The 17,795-nt window shown below is 69.9% G+C and carries 16 protein-coding genes and 3 pseudogenes; 8 read left to right on the plus strand and 11 right to left on the minus strand.

All coding sequences use genetic code 11. The features are described from left to right. Positions 1-14 precede the first annotated feature (14 nt). The 4 genes from SAVERM_RS05020 to SAVERM_RS05035 all read left to right on the plus strand — a co-directional run bounded on the left by SAVERM_RS05020 (position 15) and on the right by SAVERM_RS05035 (position 3,633). On the plus strand, positions 15-953 hold the full coding sequence (locus SAVERM_RS05020) for an NAD-dependent epimerase/dehydratase family protein (protein ID WP_010982346.1): 939 nt from the start codon (positions 15-17) through the stop codon (positions 951-953). Beyond that, a complete protein-coding gene (locus tag SAVERM_RS05025) occupies positions 950-1,873 on the plus strand; it encodes an RNA polymerase sigma-70 factor (RefSeq protein ID WP_010982347.1) in 924 nt (307 codons plus the stop codon). Before SAVERM_RS05020 ends, SAVERM_RS05025 begins: the two co-directional genes overlap by 4 nt. Before the next feature lie 160 nt (positions 1,874-2,033). Next, positions 2,034-2,615, plus strand: a complete 582-nt coding sequence (locus tag SAVERM_RS05030) for an NADPH-dependent FMN reductase (protein WP_010982348.1) — start codon at positions 2,034-2,036, stop codon at positions 2,613-2,615. Between the two features lie 250 nt (positions 2,616-2,865). Further along, positions 2,866-3,633 carry an SDR family NAD(P)-dependent oxidoreductase gene (locus SAVERM_RS05035; protein ID WP_010982349.1) on the plus strand — a complete coding sequence of 256 codons (768 nt, stop codon included), beginning with the start codon at positions 2,866-2,868 and terminating at the stop codon, positions 3,631-3,633. A 393-nt stretch (positions 3,634-4,026) separates the two neighbouring features. Here the strand turns inward: SAVERM_RS05035 and SAVERM_RS05040 are convergent, their stop codons facing one another. Then, positions 4,027-5,157, minus strand: a complete 1,131-nt coding sequence (locus tag SAVERM_RS05040; RefSeq protein WP_010982350.1) for an FAD-dependent oxidoreductase — start codon at positions 5,155-5,157, stop codon at positions 4,027-4,029. A gap of 117 nt (positions 5,158-5,274) precedes the next feature. Between SAVERM_RS05040 and SAVERM_RS05045 the strand changes: the two genes are divergently transcribed. The 4 genes from SAVERM_RS05045 to lysA all read left to right on the plus strand — a co-directional run bounded on the left by SAVERM_RS05045 (position 5,275) and on the right by lysA (position 8,718). Then, on the plus strand, positions 5,275-5,856 hold the full coding sequence (locus tag SAVERM_RS05045; protein ID WP_010982351.1) for a TetR/AcrR family transcriptional regulator: 582 nt from the start codon (positions 5,275-5,277) through the stop codon (positions 5,854-5,856). A 232-nt stretch (positions 5,857-6,088) separates the two neighbouring features. Then, complete coding sequence (locus tag SAVERM_RS05050) at positions 6,089-6,625, plus strand: universal stress protein (protein WP_037651590.1); 537 nt, start codon at positions 6,089-6,091, stop codon at positions 6,623-6,625. A gap of 266 nt (positions 6,626-6,891) precedes the next feature. Continuing rightward, entirely contained in the window at positions 6,892-7,308 is a 417-nt protein-coding gene (locus SAVERM_RS05055; RefSeq protein WP_010982353.1) for an SAV_915 family protein, read from the plus strand. Between the two features lie 9 nt (positions 7,309-7,317). Continuing rightward, positions 7,318-8,718 carry a diaminopimelate decarboxylase gene (lysA, locus tag SAVERM_RS05060; RefSeq protein WP_010982354.1) on the plus strand — a complete coding sequence of 467 codons (1,401 nt, stop codon included), beginning with the start codon at positions 7,318-7,320 and terminating at the stop codon, positions 8,716-8,718. A gap of 113 nt (positions 8,719-8,831) precedes the next feature. Here lysA and SAVERM_RS45840 read toward each other — a convergent pair. The 10 genes and pseudogenes from SAVERM_RS45840 to SAVERM_RS05100 form a co-directional block, all read right to left on the minus strand. Beyond that, a pseudogene (locus SAVERM_RS45840) lies at positions 8,832-9,005 on the minus strand (amino acid permease); the annotation flags it as partial. 72 nt (positions 9,006-9,077) lie between these two features. After that, positions 9,078-9,295: pseudogene (locus tag SAVERM_RS44480) on the minus strand (response regulator); the annotation flags it as partial. Positions 9,296-9,437: 142 nt separating this feature from the next. Beyond that, positions 9,438-10,106, minus strand: coding sequence for a potassium-transporting ATPase subunit C (locus SAVERM_RS05065; RefSeq protein WP_010982355.1), 669 nt, complete (start codon positions 10,104-10,106; stop codon positions 9,438-9,440). 24 nt (positions 10,107-10,130) lie between these two features. Continuing rightward, positions 10,131-12,215: a potassium-transporting ATPase subunit KdpB gene (gene kdpB / locus SAVERM_RS05070; protein ID WP_010982356.1), complete on the minus strand. Its 2,085-nt coding sequence runs from the start codon at positions 12,213-12,215 to the stop codon at positions 10,131-10,133. 89 nt (positions 12,216-12,304) lie between these two features. After that, positions 12,305-13,969 (minus strand): potassium-transporting ATPase subunit KdpA, encoded by a 1,665-nt coding sequence (gene kdpA, locus SAVERM_RS05075; RefSeq protein WP_010982357.1) that lies wholly within the window; start codon positions 13,967-13,969, stop codon positions 12,305-12,307. An 8-nt stretch (positions 13,970-13,977) separates the two neighbouring features. Continuing rightward, entirely contained in the window at positions 13,978-14,067 is a 90-nt protein-coding gene (gene kdpF, locus SAVERM_RS05080; protein WP_037651592.1) for a K(+)-transporting ATPase subunit F, read from the minus strand. A gap of 260 nt (positions 14,068-14,327) precedes the next feature. After that, positions 14,328-14,865: pseudogene (locus SAVERM_RS05085) on the minus strand (amino acid permease); the annotation flags it as partial. A 379-nt stretch (positions 14,866-15,244) separates the two neighbouring features. Beyond that, positions 15,245-15,655: an STAS domain-containing protein gene (locus tag SAVERM_RS05090; protein WP_078936722.1), complete on the minus strand. Its 411-nt coding sequence runs from the start codon at positions 15,653-15,655 to the stop codon at positions 15,245-15,247. A 1-nt stretch (position 15,656) separates the two neighbouring features. Beyond that, complete coding sequence (locus SAVERM_RS05095; RefSeq protein ID WP_010982360.1) at positions 15,657-16,904, minus strand: PP2C family protein-serine/threonine phosphatase; 1,248 nt, start codon at positions 16,902-16,904, stop codon at positions 15,657-15,659. Continuing rightward, positions 16,904-17,707: an alpha/beta fold hydrolase gene (locus SAVERM_RS05100; protein ID WP_010982361.1), complete on the minus strand. Its 804-nt coding sequence runs from the start codon at positions 17,705-17,707 to the stop codon at positions 16,904-16,906. The genes SAVERM_RS05095 and SAVERM_RS05100 overlap by 1 nt, the downstream gene beginning before the upstream one ends. Between the last annotated feature and the right edge of the window lie 88 nt (positions 17,708-17,795).

Below are 17,795 nucleotides of genomic sequence, written 5' to 3' on the forward strand. Positions count from 1 at the left end.
GGAACAGGAAGGTGATGGTCATGCGGGTGTTCGTGGCGGGCGGGACCGGGGTCCTGGGACGGCGGCTGGTGCCGCAGCTCGTGGCTCGTGGCCACCAGGTGACGGCCACGACGACGAGCGCAGCCAAACTCGGCCTGGTGGAGCGCCTGGGTGGCGAGGCGGTGGTGATGGACGGGCTGGACGCGGTGTCCGTCGGTGAGGCGGTGGCGGCCGCCCGGCCGGACGTGATCGTGCACCAGATGACCGGCATTTCCATGGCGCACGCCGGCAAGCCCGACCTGAAGCATTTCGACCGGTGGTCCGTCCCCACCGTCCGGCTGCGCACCGAGGGGACGGACCACCTGTTGGCCGCGGCCGAGGCGACCGGCGTAGCGCACTTCGTCGCGCAGGGATACGCCAACTGGAACGGAATCCGCGAGGGCGGATGGGTGAAGACCGAGGAGGACGCGCTGGACCTGCACGAGGGGACGGCTGCGTATACGGCGATGGCGGCGCTCCGCCACGTCGAGGACGCGGTTCTCAAGGCCGACGGCGCGGTGATGCGTTACGGCGCGTTCTACGGACCGGGCGCCACCGACGACCAGCTCGTGCTCGTGCGCAAGCGGCAGTTCCCGCTGGTCGGGGACGGCACCGGCTACGCCTCGTGGGTGCATCTCGACGACGCGGCGAGCGCCACGGTCCTGGCCGTGGAGCAGAAGACGAGAGGGGTGTTCAACATCGTCGACGACGAACCGGCCCCGGAGAGCGAATGGCTGCCCTGGCTGGCGGCGTGCGCGGGGGCGAAGCCGCCGATGCGGGTCCCCAGGTGGCTGGCCCGGCTGCTGGCCGGAGATGTGGTGGTGACGATGATGACCGAGGGCCGCGGCTTCTCCAACGCCAAGGCCAAGCGGGAGCTCGGCTGGGAGCTGCGCTATCCGTCGTGGCGACAGGGCTTCAAGGAAGGGCTGTCGTGACCCGGACCGAGGAGTTCGAAGAGCTGCGGCCGCTGCTGTTCTCCGTCGCCTACCGGATCCTGGGCAGCGTGAGCGAGGCCGAGGACGCGGTCCAGGAGACCTGGCTGCGCTACGAGCTCTCCCCGGCCAGGCCCGCGTCAGCCAGGGCGTTCCTGTCGGCCGTGGTCACCCGGGTCTCCATCGACGTGCTGCGCTCGGCCCGCATGCGGCGGGAGGAGTACGTCGGGCCGTGGTTCCCCGAGCCACTGCTCACCGACCCCTACGAGGACCCGGAGCAGTCGGCGGAGCTGGCCGACTCGCTGTCGATGGCGGCCCTGTTGCTGCTGGAGCGGCTCAGCCCGCTCGAGCGGGCGGTCTTCGTGCTGCGGGAGGTGTTCGCCTTCGGCTTCCCGGAGATCGCCTCGGCGGTGGGCAGGTCGGAGGCGGCGTGCCGCCAGCTCGCGGTGCGGGCGCGCCGCCACATGGACGCGGGCCGGCCCCGGTTCGAGGCCGACCGCAAGGAGCGCGAGGAGCTCGCCGAGCGGTTCTTCGAGGCCTTGCGGGAGGGGAACGTCGACGGGCTGCGGGAACTCCTCGCCGCCGACGTGTCGCTGGTCGGGGACGGCGGCGGCAAGGCCCCGCAGTGGGCCAGGGGCTTCTTCGGCGTCGGCCAGGTGTCCCAGATGCTGGCCACCCTCTTCCCGCCGTTCTTCCGGATCGGCGGCGTCGTGGACCCGCACCAGGTGAACGGTCAGCCGGGCGCGCTCTTCCGCGACCGGGACGGCAAGGTCCTCAACACCTGGACACTCGACATCCTCGGCGGGCAGATCCAGGCGATCCGCACGGTGAGCAACCCCGACAAGCTCGGGCACCTGGGCCCCGTGGCGGACGCGTGGGCGGTCCTGCGCGAAACGCAGCAGGTCCGTCCGGACCCGGAGTGACCCGAAGAGCTCACTGCGCTGCGGACCCGTGGTGCCGGGTGCGGCAGGCGGGCCGGAAAACCCCTCGGGGAAGCAGCGGCGGCGACGGCTTGCCGCGCCCCGACAAGAAACCAAGCAGCCACAGGTTCAGCGCACCAGAACCAGAACAGGAGAATCGGACATGATCAGGATCGGCATCATCATCGGCAGCACCCGCCCCGGCCGGAACGGCGACCGGGTGGCCCAATGGGTGCGGGATCTGGCGGCTGAACACGCGGGCGACGCCGCGGACTTCGAGCTCGTGGACCTGAAGGACCACGCGCTGCCGCTGCTCGACGAGCCCGTGCCGGCGGCCATGGCGCCGGGCCGGCAGCCGCACACCCGGCGATGGGCCGAGCGGATCGGCTCGTGCGACGCCTTCATCGTCGTCACACCCGAGTACAACACCGCCCCGCCCGCCGCCCTGACCAATGCCATCGACTACCTCTACGAAGAGTGGGGCGGCAAGGCGGTCGCTTACGTCGGCTACGGCATCTTCGGCGCGGTCATGGCCGTACAGAAGCTGCGCGCGCAGGCGGGCCCGTTGCGAATGGCGGACATCGGGCCTCAGGTGGCGCTGTCGCTACGCGAGGACTTCGTGGCCTTTGCCGACTTCCAGCCGCAGGAACTGCATGTCGCGGAGGTACACGGGCTGGTCGACGAGCTGCTGGCGTGGGCGAAGGCGCTCGGCCCGCTGCGCGCGGCATCCCCGGCTGCTGCCTGAACGGCGAAAAGCCCATCCCCTACAAGTCGAAGCCGCTGTGCGAACGGTGGCGGTCCGTGCCCCGGCCCCGCGCCGGGGTACGGACCGGCCTGTCGGTCCGATCACCGAACCCGCTGCCTACTGCACCGGCAGCAGGACCTGATCTCCATCGTCACCGACCTCCCTCGACCGACCTCCCTCAATCGAGGCGGCGGCTTCGGGTCCCTGCGCAAGTCGCTGGACACCACCATCCCCCAGCAAGGAGCTGGCCGTGATCGAACACGCCACACACCAGAAGATCGCGCTGATCACCGGGGCGAACAAGGGGATCGGCCGGGCGGCTGCCGAGCAACTCGCCGCGCTGGGCATGACGGTCCTGATCGGCGCCCGAGACCCACGGCGTGGCGAGGAAGCCGCTGCGGCGTTGCGCGCGGCAGGCGGCAACGCGCACCAGGTCACCTTGGACGTCACCGACCAGGCCACCGCCCGGGCGGCCGCACAGCAGATCGACGAGCGCTTCGGCCACCTCGACGTGCTGATCAACAACGCCGGCATCACCGGCTCCGGACAGGTCTCACCCGAAGACGCCCACGATCAAGTCCCCAGCTCCGTGAACCTGGACATGGTCCGGGCGGTGTTCGAGACCAACGTCTTCGGGGTGATCGCGGTGACCAACGCCATGCTCCCGCTGCTGCGGCGGTCACCGGCGCCGCGGATCGTCAACGTCAGCAGCGCCGCCGGGTCGCTGACCATCGCCAGTGACCCGGACGGCCCGCTCACGGGGCTGCCGACGTCGGCCGCGTACACGCCCTCCAAGACCGCGCTGAACGCGCTGACCGTGCAATACGCCAACGAACTGCGGAAGAACGGCTTTCTCGTCAACGCCGCCGACCCCGGCTACGTCGACACGGAGATCAACAACCACAGCGGGTACCTTACGGTCGCGCAGGGCGCCGCGGCCCTGGTGCGCCTGGCCACGCTCGGCGCGGACGGGCCGACCGGCGGGTTCTTCAGTGAGGACGGCCCGGTGCCCTGGTGACGGTGCCCCTGGACAGCGGCGACTACCAGTCCGGCCAGGCCGGTAAACAAGGCCAGATCAATCTCACCGGGATTTCCCGTACCGCAACTACTCACACCCGGTGAGGCCAGCCGGTTCACGGCAACTGAAGGCCATTCAGCGTGACGGCCGCCCGGCGACCGCAACCAGCGGCCGCGCAAGCGGCACTGGAGCCGGTCAGCGGGCACGGGTCGGCGATGATTGGCGAAGTAGACATCATCCTCGGCACTTCGTGAGCCAGTTGGTGATGGCCATGCTGTCTTCGGCGACAGCACGCTGCTCCTGGTGCCTGAACGCGCGTCACCACGGTGCGCTCCGGGGCAAGACGCAGGCGCTCGCCGCGGCTTCGAAACGAAGTGACCGCTACGGGTATCTCTACCGGTAGTTGAGCTCGGCGAGTTCGGTGGCGAGTTTCTTGGGCAGGCCCGTGTGGCCGAGCAGGGGAAGCACGATGTTGCGGGCGCCGCGGGCGATGGCGCTGTGGGTGGTGGCGATGCGGGTCATCCGGTCGGTGAAGGCGACCACCCGCTGGGCGACCGGGCGGCGCCGGGCCTCGTAGCCGTCGAGCTGCCCGGTGGCGAACGCCCGGCCCAGGGCGTGGCCGTCCTGGATACCGGTGTTCATCCCCTGACCACCGGCGGGGCTGTGCACATGCGCGGCGTCTCCGGCCAGCAGCACACGGCCTACCCGGTAGTGGTCGGCGACCCGGTGGTGCACCCGGAAACGTGAGGACCAGGCAAGGCCCGTGACCTTGGCCTGGCCGGGGGCGCGCTCGTCCAACAGCTGCTGGACGAAGGCGAGGTCGGGGGTGTCCGGAGCGTCGTCCACGGTGGCGACGACCCGGTAGTGGCCGCCGGGGAGCGGGGCGACGACGGTGAGACCCGCGGTGCCGAAGGTGAGCGACACCTCGCTGGGGCCCGGAGCCCAGTCCATCACGACATCGGCGAGCACGAAGGACTCGCTGTAGGCACTACCGGTGAACCCGATGCCCGACGCTTCACGCACAGTGCTGTGCATGCCGTCGGTGCCGACGGCGTACCCGGCGCGCAGCGTCTGCCCGGTGCTCATGGTGAGCGTCACACCGTCCTCGTCCTGGACGACCGAAGTGACCTCGTGCGGGCGGTGCACATCACCGCCGAGCGCCCGCAGCCGGGCCAGCAGCACACTCTCGGTCTCGTACTGGGGAACCATCAGCGTGTACGGGTGGGCTGTGGGCAGCTTGTCGAACGGCACGGTCAGCAGCCGGCGGGAGCCGTCACGGACGGCGAACCGGGTGACCTGGATGCCGCGCGCGATCAGCTCCTCGGAGGCTCCCAGCTCGTCCAGGACCTCCAGGGTGCGGGCATGCACAACGGCGGCACGCGAGGTGTTCGCGCCCTCCGCCAGCCGGTCCAGAACGACGAAGTCGATGCCGGAGGCGGCGAGCGTGACGGCGAGCGCAAGGCCCGCGGGGCCGGCGCCGACGATGGCGACCTCGGTGCGGGCGGGGAGTGGGGTGGTGTCCATGGCGGAGTCTTCCGTTCACATCCAGACGGAAAGCCAACAAGCGTTGGCCTACGTTCGTTGACAGAGTGCCCGGCTCGACATTGGAAAGTCAACCGCTGTTGGCCTACGATTGTTGGCATGACGTCGGGTACTGAGATCACCAGCACAGACAAGCGTTCCGACCGGACCAGGGCCGCGATCCTGCGCGCCGCACGTGAGCGATTCGCCGCCCAGGGCTACGAACGCACCACCATCCGCGCCGTAGCCGCCGACGCCGACATCGACCCCTCGATGGTCATGCGCTACTTCGGCAACAAGGCACAGCTCTTCGACATGGCGCTGGCCATCGACCTGCGACTGCCGGACCTCACCGCCGTCGCGCCGGACGAGCTGGCACGGGCGCTGGTGCGGCACTTCCTCGACCGCTGGGAGGGCGACCCGGCCGACGACGCGCTGCTGGTCCTGCTGCGCTCGGCGGTCACCAATGAACATGCCGCGGCCCGGATGCACGAGATCTTCGCGACCCAGATCGCCCCGTCACTGGCCTCCGCCCTGGGCCCCGAGCTCGCCGCACGCCGGGCCGGCCTGATCTCCTCCCAGCTCCTCGGCCTCGGGCTGACCCGCTACCTGCTGCGCCTTCCTGCGGTGACCGCACTCACACGGGACGAGATCGAAGACGGCCTCGCGCCGGCCATCAAGGCCACTCTTGAGTCGAGCTAGGTCAAAGTCACCGTGGTGGGCGGCGACCAGACATACCCACCGGCCGCCCGGCTCACAGGTCGGGACGCGTCAGCGCCATCGCCGCCCTCATCGCCGTGCCCATCGTCAGAAGAGCGTCATGAATCGTGCCCCGGACATCAGGTAGCCGCCAACAGCGCGGTCCGCTGCCGCCCCGGGCACTTCGATGGGACTCGGATATCCGTGTGGTTGCGCACCGAGGGGTGATCGAGCGATGGGCGATGTCGAGGGGCGGCGCATCGTTGCCGGAGTAAGTGGTTCGCTGGGCAGCCTGGCGGCCTTGCACCGGGCCGCCCACGAGGCCCGTCGTAGCCGCGCCGAGCTGCTGGCCGTACTGGCCTGGGAACCGCCTGGCGGTGATCTCGCCCACCGGCGATCGCTGCTCGCGTCGCCGGCGACCGACTTTCGGCAGGAGGCGGGCGAGCGACTGCTCGCCGCTCTCCGCACGGCCTTCGGCGACGCGGGGCCTGGGGTTCCGTTCCAGGGCCTGGTCGCACGGGGCACTCCAGGGCGCGCACTGGTGGAGACCGCGGACCGGGCCGACGACCTCCTCGTGGTCGGCGCGGGGTACCGCGGGAGGATGCACCGTGCTCTGTTCCCGTCGGTCGCCCGGTACTGCGTCGCCCACGCCGCCTGTCCGGTCCTGGCCGTACCGCCCTCACCCCTACAGGGCGAGCTCGCCTCCGTGCACCGCCGCATCAGCCTTCGACTGCCGCTCGATGCCCGGGAATTGACGGACGGCAGGCCCTGACCGGGCGTGCCGGACCGGTGGTGTCCCAGAACCGCGCCGGGCACGGTGTCGGGCCGCGGCGCCTCAAGGGTCCTCTTGACGATGTCGTGCGGTCGAACACACAGCCAACTCCGTGCCGTGTCAGGGTCGCGTTACGGGTCCGGCGCTTCGCGTCAAACATCCGTCAGTGAAGGGGCCCGTCCCCGGACCGGCGGGCATAGCTTCACTGGAGCGCCCCGGTCAGTCCGACCGAGCGGCGCACACAGCCTTCTTCGAGGAGCAGCACGATGTCTCCAGTCGAGTATTCCGAGGACCCCGAGCCCTCTGAACGCTTCCCGGCCGGACTTCTCCACGTCCCTGTCCGGTCGGGGCCCGCGGGCTGTACGGCCCGGTTCTTCCGCACCCCCCTGGGCGGCCGTACGGCCGTCGGTTTCACCTCGGCGGCGAAGCTCACCGCCACGCTGGGCACGGACCAGGCCTGCATCAGGCTTTCCGAGCCCGCGCTGCGCGCACTCGCCGCACCCCTGGGTGTCACGGCCCTCACCGTCGACCCGCCCTTCTCCGCCCCCGCGGCCGACCGCACCGCGGCCACAATCCGTGAGCACGAGAATTCCTGGCGACGCCTGCATCCCCGGCGCGTCGGTGCCCTGCGGGTGACTGGTGCCGCTGCCGTCGTCGCGTGCCTGAACCTGCTGATCGGCTGAGGAGACGCCATGTCAGTTTCTGTTCCGTCGTCCCTTCCGTCCGCGCTTCCGCCGTCGGTCCCGGCCTTGCCGCCCTCGGATCCCCAGACCCTGTCCCGGCTCCTCGGCGACACCGACGGCCTGTCCGTCTGGCCCCGCTCCGCACGCCCCGAAGCCGACGGCGACGTCTGTGTCGGCGGTGTCTCCCTCACCGAGGCGGCCGACCGCTTCGGCACCCCCGTGTACGTGCTCGACGAGCAGGAGGTACGGGAACGCTGCCGTACGTACCGCACGGCGTTCCCCGAAGCCGACGTCGTCTACGCGGCCAAGGCGTTCCTGTGCCGTGCGATGGCGCACTGGGTGCAGGAGGAGGGCCTCGGCCTGGACGTCTGCTCCGCCGGGGAGCTGGCGCTCGCCGTCACCACCGGCTTCCCGCCGGAGAAGATCGTGATGCACGGCAATGCCAAGAGCCCCGAGGACCTGCGCACCGCCCTGCGGCTCGGTGTCGGACGCATCGTCGTGGACAGCGCCTCGGAGATCGCGCGCCTTGCCGCGATCACACCCTGCGACACCCGCCAGAAGGTCATGGTGCGGGTGGTGCCCGGCATCGCGGCCGGCGGACACACCAAGATACGCACCGGCACCGACGACCAGAACTTCGGCCTGTCCCTCACGGACGGATCCGCGCAGCACGCCATCACCCGGATACTGGACCAGCCGCACCTCGAACTCGTCGGCCTGCACTGCCACATCGGCTCGCAGATCGCCGCCGTGAAGCCGTACGTCGCCGCCGTGCGGCGCATGGTCGGACTGATGGCCCGGGTAAGGGACCAGCACGGGGTCATCCTGCCGCAGCTGAACATCGGCGGCGGGCACGCCATCGCCTACCGGCCCGGCGACGAGACCATGAACGTGGGCGTGCTGGCCGGCCGGGTCCGCGCCGAGCTGGAGGACGGCTGCGCACGGGCCCGACTTCCCGTGCCGCGGCTCACCATCGAACCCGGCCGGGCGGTCGTCGGCCCCGCGGGCGTCGCCGTCTACCGTGTCCTCGCGGTCAAGCGCACCGGCGAGCACACCTTCGTCGCCGTCGACGGCGGCATGAGCGACAACCCGAGGCCCGCGCTGTACGGAGTGCGGTACGCGCCCCGGCTCATCGGCCGCCCCTCCTCCGCCCCGTCCCGTTTCGTCACTGTCGTGGGCCGGCACTGCGAGGCGGGCGACGTCCTCGCCGACGGGGTGGCGCTCCCGGGCGACGTACGCCCCGGGGACCTGCTCGCGGTGCCCGCGGCCGGGGCCTACCACCTGTCCATGACCTCCGGTTACAACCTGGTCGGCCGGCCTCCGGTCGTCGCGGTGTCCGACGGCATCGCGCGCGTTCTCGTACGGCGTGAATCGCTGGACGACATGAGCCGTCGGGACGTCGGCCTGTAGCACCGAGCTCCCACCGCCCGGCCCCCACCACCCGGCCTCCGCCGAAGCTCCCCCTCGTCGGAGGCCGCTCCACGCATGCCGCCGGCAGCCCGAACGATCCACGGTCACGCGCCGCGCGGGGCCACACGGTCACAGCTGATCAGCACGGCCGACCCGATCGGCACCAGCCCGAGCAGCGCACCCGGCATCGGCTCAGTTCGCCGCGCCCGTTTCACGCGCGGCTCTCGGAAGGCGGGCACGCCGTTGGCGATGGCCTCCACACCGGTCAACGCCGAGCAGCCGGAGGAGCACGTGGGCCGCGTCGGCCTTCTCGGAGTTGCAGATGTTGGCGTGCGCCATCCTCCGGCGCAGGGCCGGCGGACACGGGTCCAGCCGCGCAGGGCCTTGATGACGTCCGTGCCGTCCATGTCGGGCAGCCCAGGTCGAGGACGACCACTTCGGGCCGGCGCGCGGCGGCACGGCGGAGCGCGGTGGCGCCGTCGGGGGCCGCGTCCGCTCCGTACCGGCGGGCCCGCAGGTTGATCACGAGGGCCCGGACGAACTGTGGACCGTCCTCCACCACCAGGACCCGGGTCATCGGTGTGCTCCCTTCCTGTTGCGCGGAGGGCTGGAGCCTGCCGGAACCGGCGTCACTGCCGGAACCGGCGTCATGGCGGCGGGAGTTGACGCATCGGGATGTCTCCCGATGCGTCAACTCCCGCGTGGAGCGCGTAAGGCCGTCAGCTCGTCGCCACGAGTTCCTTGAGCGCGATGTTGAGTTCGAGGACGTTGACGCGGGGCTCACCGATGAAGCCGAGGGTACGGCCGTCGGTGTGCTCGTCGACCAGTTTCTGCACCGGGGCGACGGCCAGGTGGTTCTGCTCCGCGATCCGGTGCACCTGAAGGTCCGCGTACTCGGGGGAGATGTCCGGGTCCAGGCCGGAGCCGGACGACGTCACCGCGTCGGCGGGGACGTCGGACGGCTTGACCTTGTGGTCGGCGGTCGAGTTGTCCTTGACGACCGCGGCCTTGGCGTCCTTGACCCACTTGATCAGATCGGCGTTGTCACCGGAACGGTTGGTCGCACCGGACAGGATCAGCGAGTACTGGGTGTTGACGCTGTTGGTGCCCAGCCCGTTCGCCGGACGCCCCTGGAACCACTTCAGGTCGGGCTCCGGGGTCTCCTGGCCCTTCTTCAGCGGCAAGTTGTACGCCTGGCCGATCAGCGAGGAGCCGACGACCTTGCCGTCCGCCTTGATCTCCGAGCCGTTCGCCTGGTCCGAGAACAGGCCCTGGGCGACACCGGTGACGGCGAGCGGATAGAGGACGCCTGTCACCACGGTGAGCACCAGGAGGGATCGCAGGCCGGCCCAGAGCAACCGGGCCGTGTTCGTAACCGAGTTGTTCATTGTGATCAGCACGCTTTCAAAAAATTACAGCCCGGGGATGAGGGAGATGAGCAGGTCGATGATCTTGATGCCGATGAAGGGCGCGACGAGGCCGCCGAGACCGTAGATCCCGAGGTTGCGGCGGAGCATCCTGTCCGCGCTCACCGGCCGGTACCGCACACCCCGCAGCGCGAGCGGCACCAGTGCGATGATGATCAGCGCGTTGAAGATGACCGCGGACAGGATCGCGGAGTCCGGCGAGGACAGCTGCATGATGTTCAGCTTGTCCAGGCCCGGATAGACCACCGCGAATAGCGCCGGGATGATCGCGAAGTACTTCGCCACGTCATTGGCGATCGAGAACGTCGTCAGCGCGCCACGGGTGATCAGCAACTGCTTGCCGATCTCCACGATCTCGATGAGCTTGGTGGGGTTGGAGTCCAGGTCCACCATGTTCCCGGCCTCCTTGGCGGCCGAGGTACCGGTGTTCATGGCCACACCCACGTCGGCCTGGGCCAGCGCCGGCGCGTCGTTCGTGCCGTCGCCGGTCATCGCGACGAGCTTGCCGCCCGACTGCTCCCGTTTGATGAGCGCCATCTTGTCCTCGGGAGTCGCCTCCGCGAGGAAGTCGTCGACGCCGGCCTCCTCAGCGATCGCCTTGGCCGTCAGCGGGTTGTCACCCGTGATCATGACGGTCTTGATGCCCATGCGGCGCAGCTCGTCGAACCGCTCGCGCATGCCCTCCTTGACCACGTCCTTGAGGTGGATGACGCCGAGGATCCGCGCACCGTCGGCGTCCTCGACGGCCACGAGCAGCGGCGTACCGCCCGCCTCGGAGATCCGGTTGGCCAGCGTGTCGGCGTCCTCGGACACCTCCCCGCCCTGTTCCCGCACCCAGGCGATGACCGACCCGGCCGCGCCCTTGCGGATCTTGCGCCCGTCGATGTCCACACCCGACATCCGGGTCTGGGCGGTGAAGGCGATCCACTCGGCGCCGGAGAGCTCGCCCTGGTGGCGCTCGCGCAGCCCGTACGTCTCCTTCGCCAGTACGACGATGGAGCGGCCCTCGGGCGTCTCGTCGGCCAGCGAGGAGAGCTGGGCGGCGTCCGCGACCTCGGCCTCGGTGGTGCCGGTCACCGGTACGAACTCGGAGGCCTGGCGGTTGCCGAGGGTGATGGTTCCGGTCTTGTCGAGGAGCAGGGTCGACACGTCGCCCGCCGCCTCGACCGCCCTGCCGGACATGGCCAGGACGTTGCGCTGCACCAGCCGGTCCATGCCCGCGATACCGATCGCGGAGAGCAGGGCGCCGATCGTCGTCGGGATCAGGCAGACCAGCAGGGCCACCAGCACGACCATCGTGAGGTGCGTACCCGCGTAGTCGGCGAACGGGGGCAGCGTGGCCACCGCGAGCAGGAAGACGATCGTGAGGGACGCGAGAAGGATGTTCAGAGCGATCTCGTTGGGCGTCTTCTGCCGTGCGGCGCCCTCGACCAGGGCGATCATCCGGTCGATGAATGTCTCGCCGGGCTTTGTCGTGATCTTGATGACGATGCGGTCGGAGAGGACCTTCGTACCGCCGGTGACGGCCGAGCGGTCGCCGCCGGACTCGCGGATCACCGGGGCCGACTCGCCGGTGATCGCCGACTCGTCCACGGACGCCACGCCCTCGACGACGTCACCGTCGCCGGGGATGATGTCGCCCGCCTCGCACACGACCAGGTCACCGACGCGCAGCTCGGTGCCGGGGACCACGGTCCCGTCGGCCCTGCGCGCCACGGTGTCCGTCTTCGCCCTGCGCAGGGTGTCCGCCTGCGCCTTGCCTCGGCCCTCGGCGACCGCCTCCGCCAGGTTGGCGAAGATCACGGTCAGCCACAGCCAGGCGCTGATCGCCCAGCCGAACCAGTCGCCCGGGTCCTTGAAGGAGAACACCGTCGTCAGGACCGAACCGACCAACACCACGAACATCACGGGTGACTTGACCATCACCCGCGGGTCGAGCTTGCGGAAGGCGTCCGGCAGCGACTTGAGCAGTTGCTTGGGGTCGAAGAGCCCCGCGCCGACACGTCCTTCGTCCTTGTGGCCGGTCGGCACATCGCTGTGCGGTGCCCGGGTCGGAGTGGCTGTGGACATCGAGTCCTCGTCGTTTTCTGTACGGGTCTTCTCCGTACGGGTCTCTTCTGTACGGGTCTTCTCTGCACGGGTCTTCTCTGTGCGAGTGGTCATGACGCCAGCCCCTCGGCCAACGGGCCCAGCGCCAGGGCCGGGAAGTAGGTCAGCCCGGTGATGATCAGGATGGCGCCCACCAGCAGGCCCGTGAACAGCGGCTTTTCGGTACGCAGGGTGCCCACGGTCGCCGGGATGGGCTTCTGCTCGGCGAGCGAACCGGCCAGGGCCAGCACGAACACCATCGGCACGAAGCGGCCGAGCAGCATCACGATGCCGATGGTGGTGTTGAACCACTGCGTGTCCGCGTTCAGACCCGCGAACGCCGAGCCGTTGTTGTTGGCGCCCGACGTGTAGGCGTACAGGATCTCGGAGAAGCCGTGCGCGCCCGAGTTCGTCATCGAGTGGCCCGGGGTGGGCAGCGCCATCGCCGCGGCCGTGAAGACCAGCGCCAGCGCCGGGGTGATCAGGATGTAGCAGGCCGCGAACTTGATCTCACGGGTGCCGATCTTCTTGCCCAGGTATTCAGGCGTACGGCCCACCATGAGCCCCGCGATGAACACCGCGATGACGGCCATGATCAGGATGCCGTAGAGGCCGGAGCCGGTACCCCCGGGTGCGATCTCGCCGAGCTGCATGCTCAGCAGGGTGATGCCGCCGCCCAGGCCGGTGAACGAGGAGTGGAAGGAATCCACCGCACCGGTCGAGGTCAGCGTGGTCGCCACCGCGAAGATCGACGAGCCGCCGACGCCGAAGCGGGTCTCCTTGCCCTCCATCGCACCGCCGGCGATCTGGAACGCCGGGCCGTGATGGGCGAACTCGGTCCACATCATCAGCGCCGTGAAGCCGATCCAGATGGTGACCATCGTGGCGAGGATCGCGTAGCCCTGGCGCAGCGAGCCGACCATCCGGCCGAAGGTCCGCGTCAGCGCGAACGGGATCAGCAGGATCAGGAAGATCTCGAAGAGGTTCGAGAACGGGCCCGGGTTCTCGAAGGGGTGCGCGCTGTTGGCGTTGAAGTAACCGCCGCCGTTCGTGCCGGCCTCCTTGATGGCCTCCTGCGACGCGACCGCGCCGCCGTTCCACTGCTGCGAGCCGCCCATGAACTGGCCGACGGAGTGGATCCCGGAGAAGTTCTGGATCGCGCCGCACGCGACCAGGACGATCGCGGCGATCACCGAGACGGGCAGCAGGACGCGGACGGTGCCGCGCACCAGGTCGGACCAGAAGTTGCCGAGCTCACCGGTGCGGGAGCGGGAAAAGCCGCGCACCAGCGCGACGGCCACCGCGATGCCGACCGAGGCGGAGACGAAGTTCTGCACCGCCAGGCCGCCGGTCTGCACGACATGGCCCATGGCCTGCTCGCCGTAGTACGACTGCCAGTTGGTGTTCGTCACGAAGGACGCGGCGGTGTTGAACGCCTGGTCCGGGTCGATGGACCGGAACCCGAGCGAGCCGGGCAGCGAACCCTGGACACGCTGAAGCACGTACAGGAAGAGCACGCTGACGGCGGAGAAGGCGAGGACGCCGCGCAGGTACGCGGGCCAGCGCATCTGCGTGTCCGGGTCGGCGCCGATGCCCTTGTAGATCCACTTCTCGACGCGCAGGTGCTTGTCGGAGGAGTAGACCTTGGCCATGTAGTCGCCGAGGGGACGGTAGGCGAGTGCCAGTGCCGCTATGAGAGCGACCAGCTGGAGCACGCCGGCGAGGACGGGACTCATATCGCTTCTCAGAACCTCTCCGGGAAGATCAGGGCGAGAACGAGATAGCCCAGCAGGGTGACGGCCACGATCAGGCCGACGACGTTTTCGGCGGTCACAGCTTCGTCACCCCCTTGGCGACGAGGGCCACCAGCGCGAACACCGCGATCGTGGTGACAACGAAGGCCAGGTCGGCCATCGCGAGCTCCTAGATGAGGTTCGGATTGAACGGACGATTAGAGGAAACCGCCTCTCTGGCCGGATTCGATCGCCGTTGACGGCTCTCATACGGGGGTGCGTACGCCTTTGACGGATCTCTTACGGCGGGCTGATCCATCTGCGGGGCCCGTCTGGATTCCGTCGGGATCCCATCCCCTCATTCCGCGCGCCAGTGCCGGACCATGCCGACCTGGGCGATCGTGAAGCCGATGAAGACACCGATGGCGAAGAGCGGCACGAGGGTGTTGGTGTCGCCGCCGGAGAAGACGAGCAGCGCGGCGACGACCCCGGCCAGTGTGAGCACGCCGTGCCGGTGGACCTGGCGGTCGGCTTTCAGCGCGAAGACGTGCGGCAGGTAGTTGTCGCGGGCCGGCAGCTTCAGCAGAACCGGAAGACCGCCGAAGGAGGTGTTGGCCGACAGCGCCAGCAGGATCATCGTCGCGAACTGAACGACGTAGAACGCCCAGTTGTGGCCGAGCGAGGCGTCCGCGAGCTGCGCGAGGACCGTGACGCCCTCGACGGGCTGGAGATGGAAGCGCGAGATCAGCACCGACAGGCCGATCAGCATCACACCGAGTACGGCACCGAGGGCGACCTCCGCGTGCTGGGCCCGGCGTACGCGCGGGACGCGGAAGGCAGGCACGGCGTTGGCCGAGGGCCTCGACGCCGGTGAGCACGCTGCATCCGGAGGCGAAGGCCAACGTGGCTCCGGAGAGCTTCGGCGGATACGCCCTGACCGGCGGCGCCCCGGATCACGTGGGCGTTGGTGCCGCTGATGCCGAAGGACCCCGTCCCCGAGCCCGAGATGCGCGAGTGGATCGACGGCAAAAGGCCCGGTCGGAGGTTCCCACCCCGCGACGACCCGCTCTCCAGGCCGTCGGCCGAGCGCCGCAGGCCCACGATGGCCTGCGGCGTCCCGTCCAGCACGGCGGGGTGCAACACGCTCCCGGTCAGCGGGTCGGCAGCCGTAGCTCGGCCGGCGCCTGGGGACGCCCGGCCGCGTCGGTGCCCGTGCGCAGACCGGTCAGCGAGCGTTGCGCGGGACGGTAGTCCAGAACGCCGCGTGCCGCCGGGCGGTCACGACTCCACTTGGTCCGCGCGGGATCCGGTGCCGCGCGGTGTGGTGTCGGCGATCACTGCGGTGGGCGGGTGTGCGGCGGTGGCCGCTCGGGTGTCCGGGTAGAACGCGAAGACCTGGTCGAGGCCCACGATGCCCAGGACCCGGGCGGTGTTGGCCGGGACCGCGGCCAGGACTGTGTCGACGCCTGCCTCGATGGCCAGGTTGCGCGCTGCCAACAGCAGCGTGATGCCGCTGGAGTCGCAGAACCGCAGACCTGCCAGGTCCAGGACCAGCAGCTGGCCGCGGGCCAGGGTCAGGCGGTCGATCGCGTGACGCAGTTCCGGGGATGTCTCGTGGTCGAGGTCGCCGGTGATCTCCAGTACGGGACCGGTAGGGGCGTCTCGGGTGGTGATCGTCAGCGGGCTCATGTCAGTCATCTACTCGCAGGGGCTGGTCGGGCAGGGAAGCGGGCACGCCGAAGGCCAGCAGGGCGGTGTCGTCGTCGAGGCCCTCACCGAAGCCGGCGAGCAGGCCGGTCAGGGCGGTGATCAGGGCCTGTGGGCCCGCAGGCGTCCGGGCGGCGGTGAAGGCGCGCAGGGCGTCGTCGCCGTACAGCTCACGCCGCGGCCCGATCCTGGCCTCGGTCAGGCCGTCGGTGTAGAGCAGCAGCGTGTCCCCGGGCAGCAGCACCGTGCGGGCGGCTGTGAACTGCGCCCGGGGCAGGACACCGATGAGCATCCCACCGGGGGTGGGGAGGTAGTCGGCGTAGGCGTCGGCGCGCTGGACCAGTGCCGGGGGGTGGCCGCCGGAGGCCAGGTGGACGGCGCAGCCGTCGCTCTGGGGTTCCAGGAAGCCGAATACGGCGGTGCAGTAGCGGGGCTCGCTGCCGGTGTACCGCTCGTGCAGGACCGTGTTGAGCGTGGCCAGTACGTTGACGGGGTCGGGCTCGTGCAAGGCGGCGGCGCGCAGGGTGTAGCGGGTCAGCGAGGTGACGGCGGCGGCTTTGGGGCCTTTGCCGCACACGTCGCCGAGGAAGAATGCCCACCTGGTGCCGTCCAGCGGGAACAGGTCGTAGAAGTCGCCGCCGATCAGGTCCGGGGAGGCGGTGTGGTAGTGCGAGGCCACTTCCAGGCCGGGAACCGTCGGCAGGGTGGAGGGCAGCAGGCTCTGCTGGAGGACGGCGAGTGCTTCCTGGAGGCGCTCGCGGTCGGCCTCGGCCTGCCTGCGGGCGCGCAGCAGTTCGGTCTCGTACGCGCGGCGGTCGCGGGCGTCGAAGACGGTGCTGCGTACCAGCATCGGCTCACCGTCGTGGCTGGTCTTGACCTTCGAGGTCACCAGCACCGGCAGCCGCTGCCCGTCGGCCGCTTTGAGGTCCAGGGCGATGCCGTTGACCTCGCCCTTCATTTGCAGCAGCGGCGCGAAGTGCGTCTCGTGGTAGAGCTTGCCGCCCACGGTGAGCAGGTCGGTGAACCGCATCCGGCCCACCACGTCCCGGCGCGACAGGCCCAGCCAGTCCAGCAGCGTGGTGTTGATCTTCGCGATGGTGCCGTCCATCAGCGTGGACAGGTAACCGCACGGCGCCTGCTCGTACAGTTCCTCGGCACTGTCCTCCAGCAGCGACGTGAACACCGTGTCGGTGGCGTCGGCGTCCTGCTCTACGTCCCGGTCGCGGCACATCACCGTGTTGCGCCGAGGAAGGCGGTGATGGCCTGTGCCGTGGCGTCGGGTGCGCTCAGCTGCGGGCAGTGCCCTGTCGCGTCCAACGTCACCAGGCGGCTGCCGGGGATCGCGGCATGGACGTAGGCGCCCACCTCGCGCGGCGCGATGACGTCCTGTGCACACTCCAGCACCAGCGTCGGCACCGCCACCGACTTCAGGTCCTGGCGGCTGTCGGACAGGAACGTGGTGCGTGCGAAGGCCCGCGCGATGTCCGGATCGGTCGCGCAGAACGAGGCGGTCAGCTCCTCCCCCAGCTCCGGCCGGTCGGGATTGTCCATGATCACCGGGGCCATCGTCGCCGACCAGCCCAGATAGTTCGAATCCAGGGACGTCAGCAGCTCGTCGATGTCCTCGGCGCTGAACCCGCCCCGGTACCCGTCCTCGTCGATGTACCGCGGGGAGGGAGCGACCATGACCAGGCGGGAGAACCGCTCCGGCGCCTTCTGCGCCGCGAGCACCCCGACCATCGCGCTGACCGAATGCCCCACGAAGGCCACATCCCGCAGGTCCAGCTCCTCGCAGACCTCCAGCACATCCAGGGCGTAGCCCTCCAGTGAGGAGTAACGCTGCTCGCTCCACGCCGACAGATCCGAGCGGCCCGACCCCACGTAGTCGAACAGCACCACCCGGAAGTCGTCGGCCAGCGCGGGAACAACCAGCCGCCACATGTTCTGGTCACAGCCGAACCCGTGCGCGAGCAGCACCACCGGCCCGTCCGGGCGGCCGGTGACGACGACGTTGTTCCTCCGGCGTATATCCATACCCGCCAGTGTCCCACCACCCCCAGGCGCCTCAGCCGGGGTCTTCGTCCCGCCCCTGCCCTGCCGTGCCCGAGGCGGCAGCACGTCG

Source organism: Streptomyces avermitilis MA-4680 = NBRC 14893 (assembly GCF_000009765.2).
Classification (GTDB): domain Bacteria; phylum Actinomycetota; class Actinomycetes; order Streptomycetales; family Streptomycetaceae; genus Streptomyces; species Streptomyces avermitilis.

Coding starts and splice junctions, on each gene's coding strand:
- SAVERM_RS05020 (WP_010982346.1), top strand. CDS start 15: ATGGTCATGCGGGTGTTCGTGGCGGGCGGGACCGGGGTCCTGGGACGG.
- SAVERM_RS05030 (WP_010982348.1), top strand. CDS start 2,034: ATGATCAGGATCGGCATCATCATCGGCAGCACCCGCCCCGGCCGGAAC.
- SAVERM_RS05040 (WP_010982350.1), bottom strand. CDS start 5,157: ATGGACACCACCCCACTCCCCGCCCGCACCGAGGTCGCCATCGTCGGC.
- SAVERM_RS05045 (WP_010982351.1), top strand. CDS start 5,275: ATGACGTCGGGTACTGAGATCACCAGCACAGACAAGCGTTCCGACCGG.
- SAVERM_RS05050 (WP_037651590.1), top strand. CDS start 6,089: ATGGGCGATGTCGAGGGGCGGCGCATCGTTGCCGGAGTAAGTGGTTCG.
- SAVERM_RS05055 (WP_010982353.1), top strand. CDS start 6,892: ATGTCTCCAGTCGAGTATTCCGAGGACCCCGAGCCCTCTGAACGCTTC.
- lysA (WP_010982354.1), top strand. CDS start 7,318: ATGTCAGTTTCTGTTCCGTCGTCCCTTCCGTCCGCGCTTCCGCCGTCG.
- SAVERM_RS05065 (WP_010982355.1), bottom strand. CDS start 10,106: ATGAACAACTCGGTTACGAACACGGCCCGGTTGCTCTGGGCCGGCCTG.
- kdpB (WP_010982356.1), bottom strand. CDS start 12,215: ATGTCCACAGCCACTCCGACCCGGGCACCGCACAGCGATGTGCCGACC.
- kdpA (WP_010982357.1), bottom strand. CDS start 13,969: ATGAGTCCCGTCCTCGCCGGCGTGCTCCAGCTGGTCGCTCTCATAGCG.
- SAVERM_RS05090 (WP_078936722.1), bottom strand. CDS start 15,655: ATGAGCCCGCTGACGATCACCACCCGAGACGCCCCTACCGGTCCCGTA.
- SAVERM_RS05095 (WP_010982360.1), bottom strand. CDS start 16,904: ATGTGCCGCGACCGGGACGTAGAGCAGGACGCCGACGCCACCGACACG.
- SAVERM_RS05100 (WP_010982361.1), bottom strand. CDS start 17,707: ATGGATATACGCCGGAGGAACAACGTCGTCGTCACCGGCCGCCCGGAC.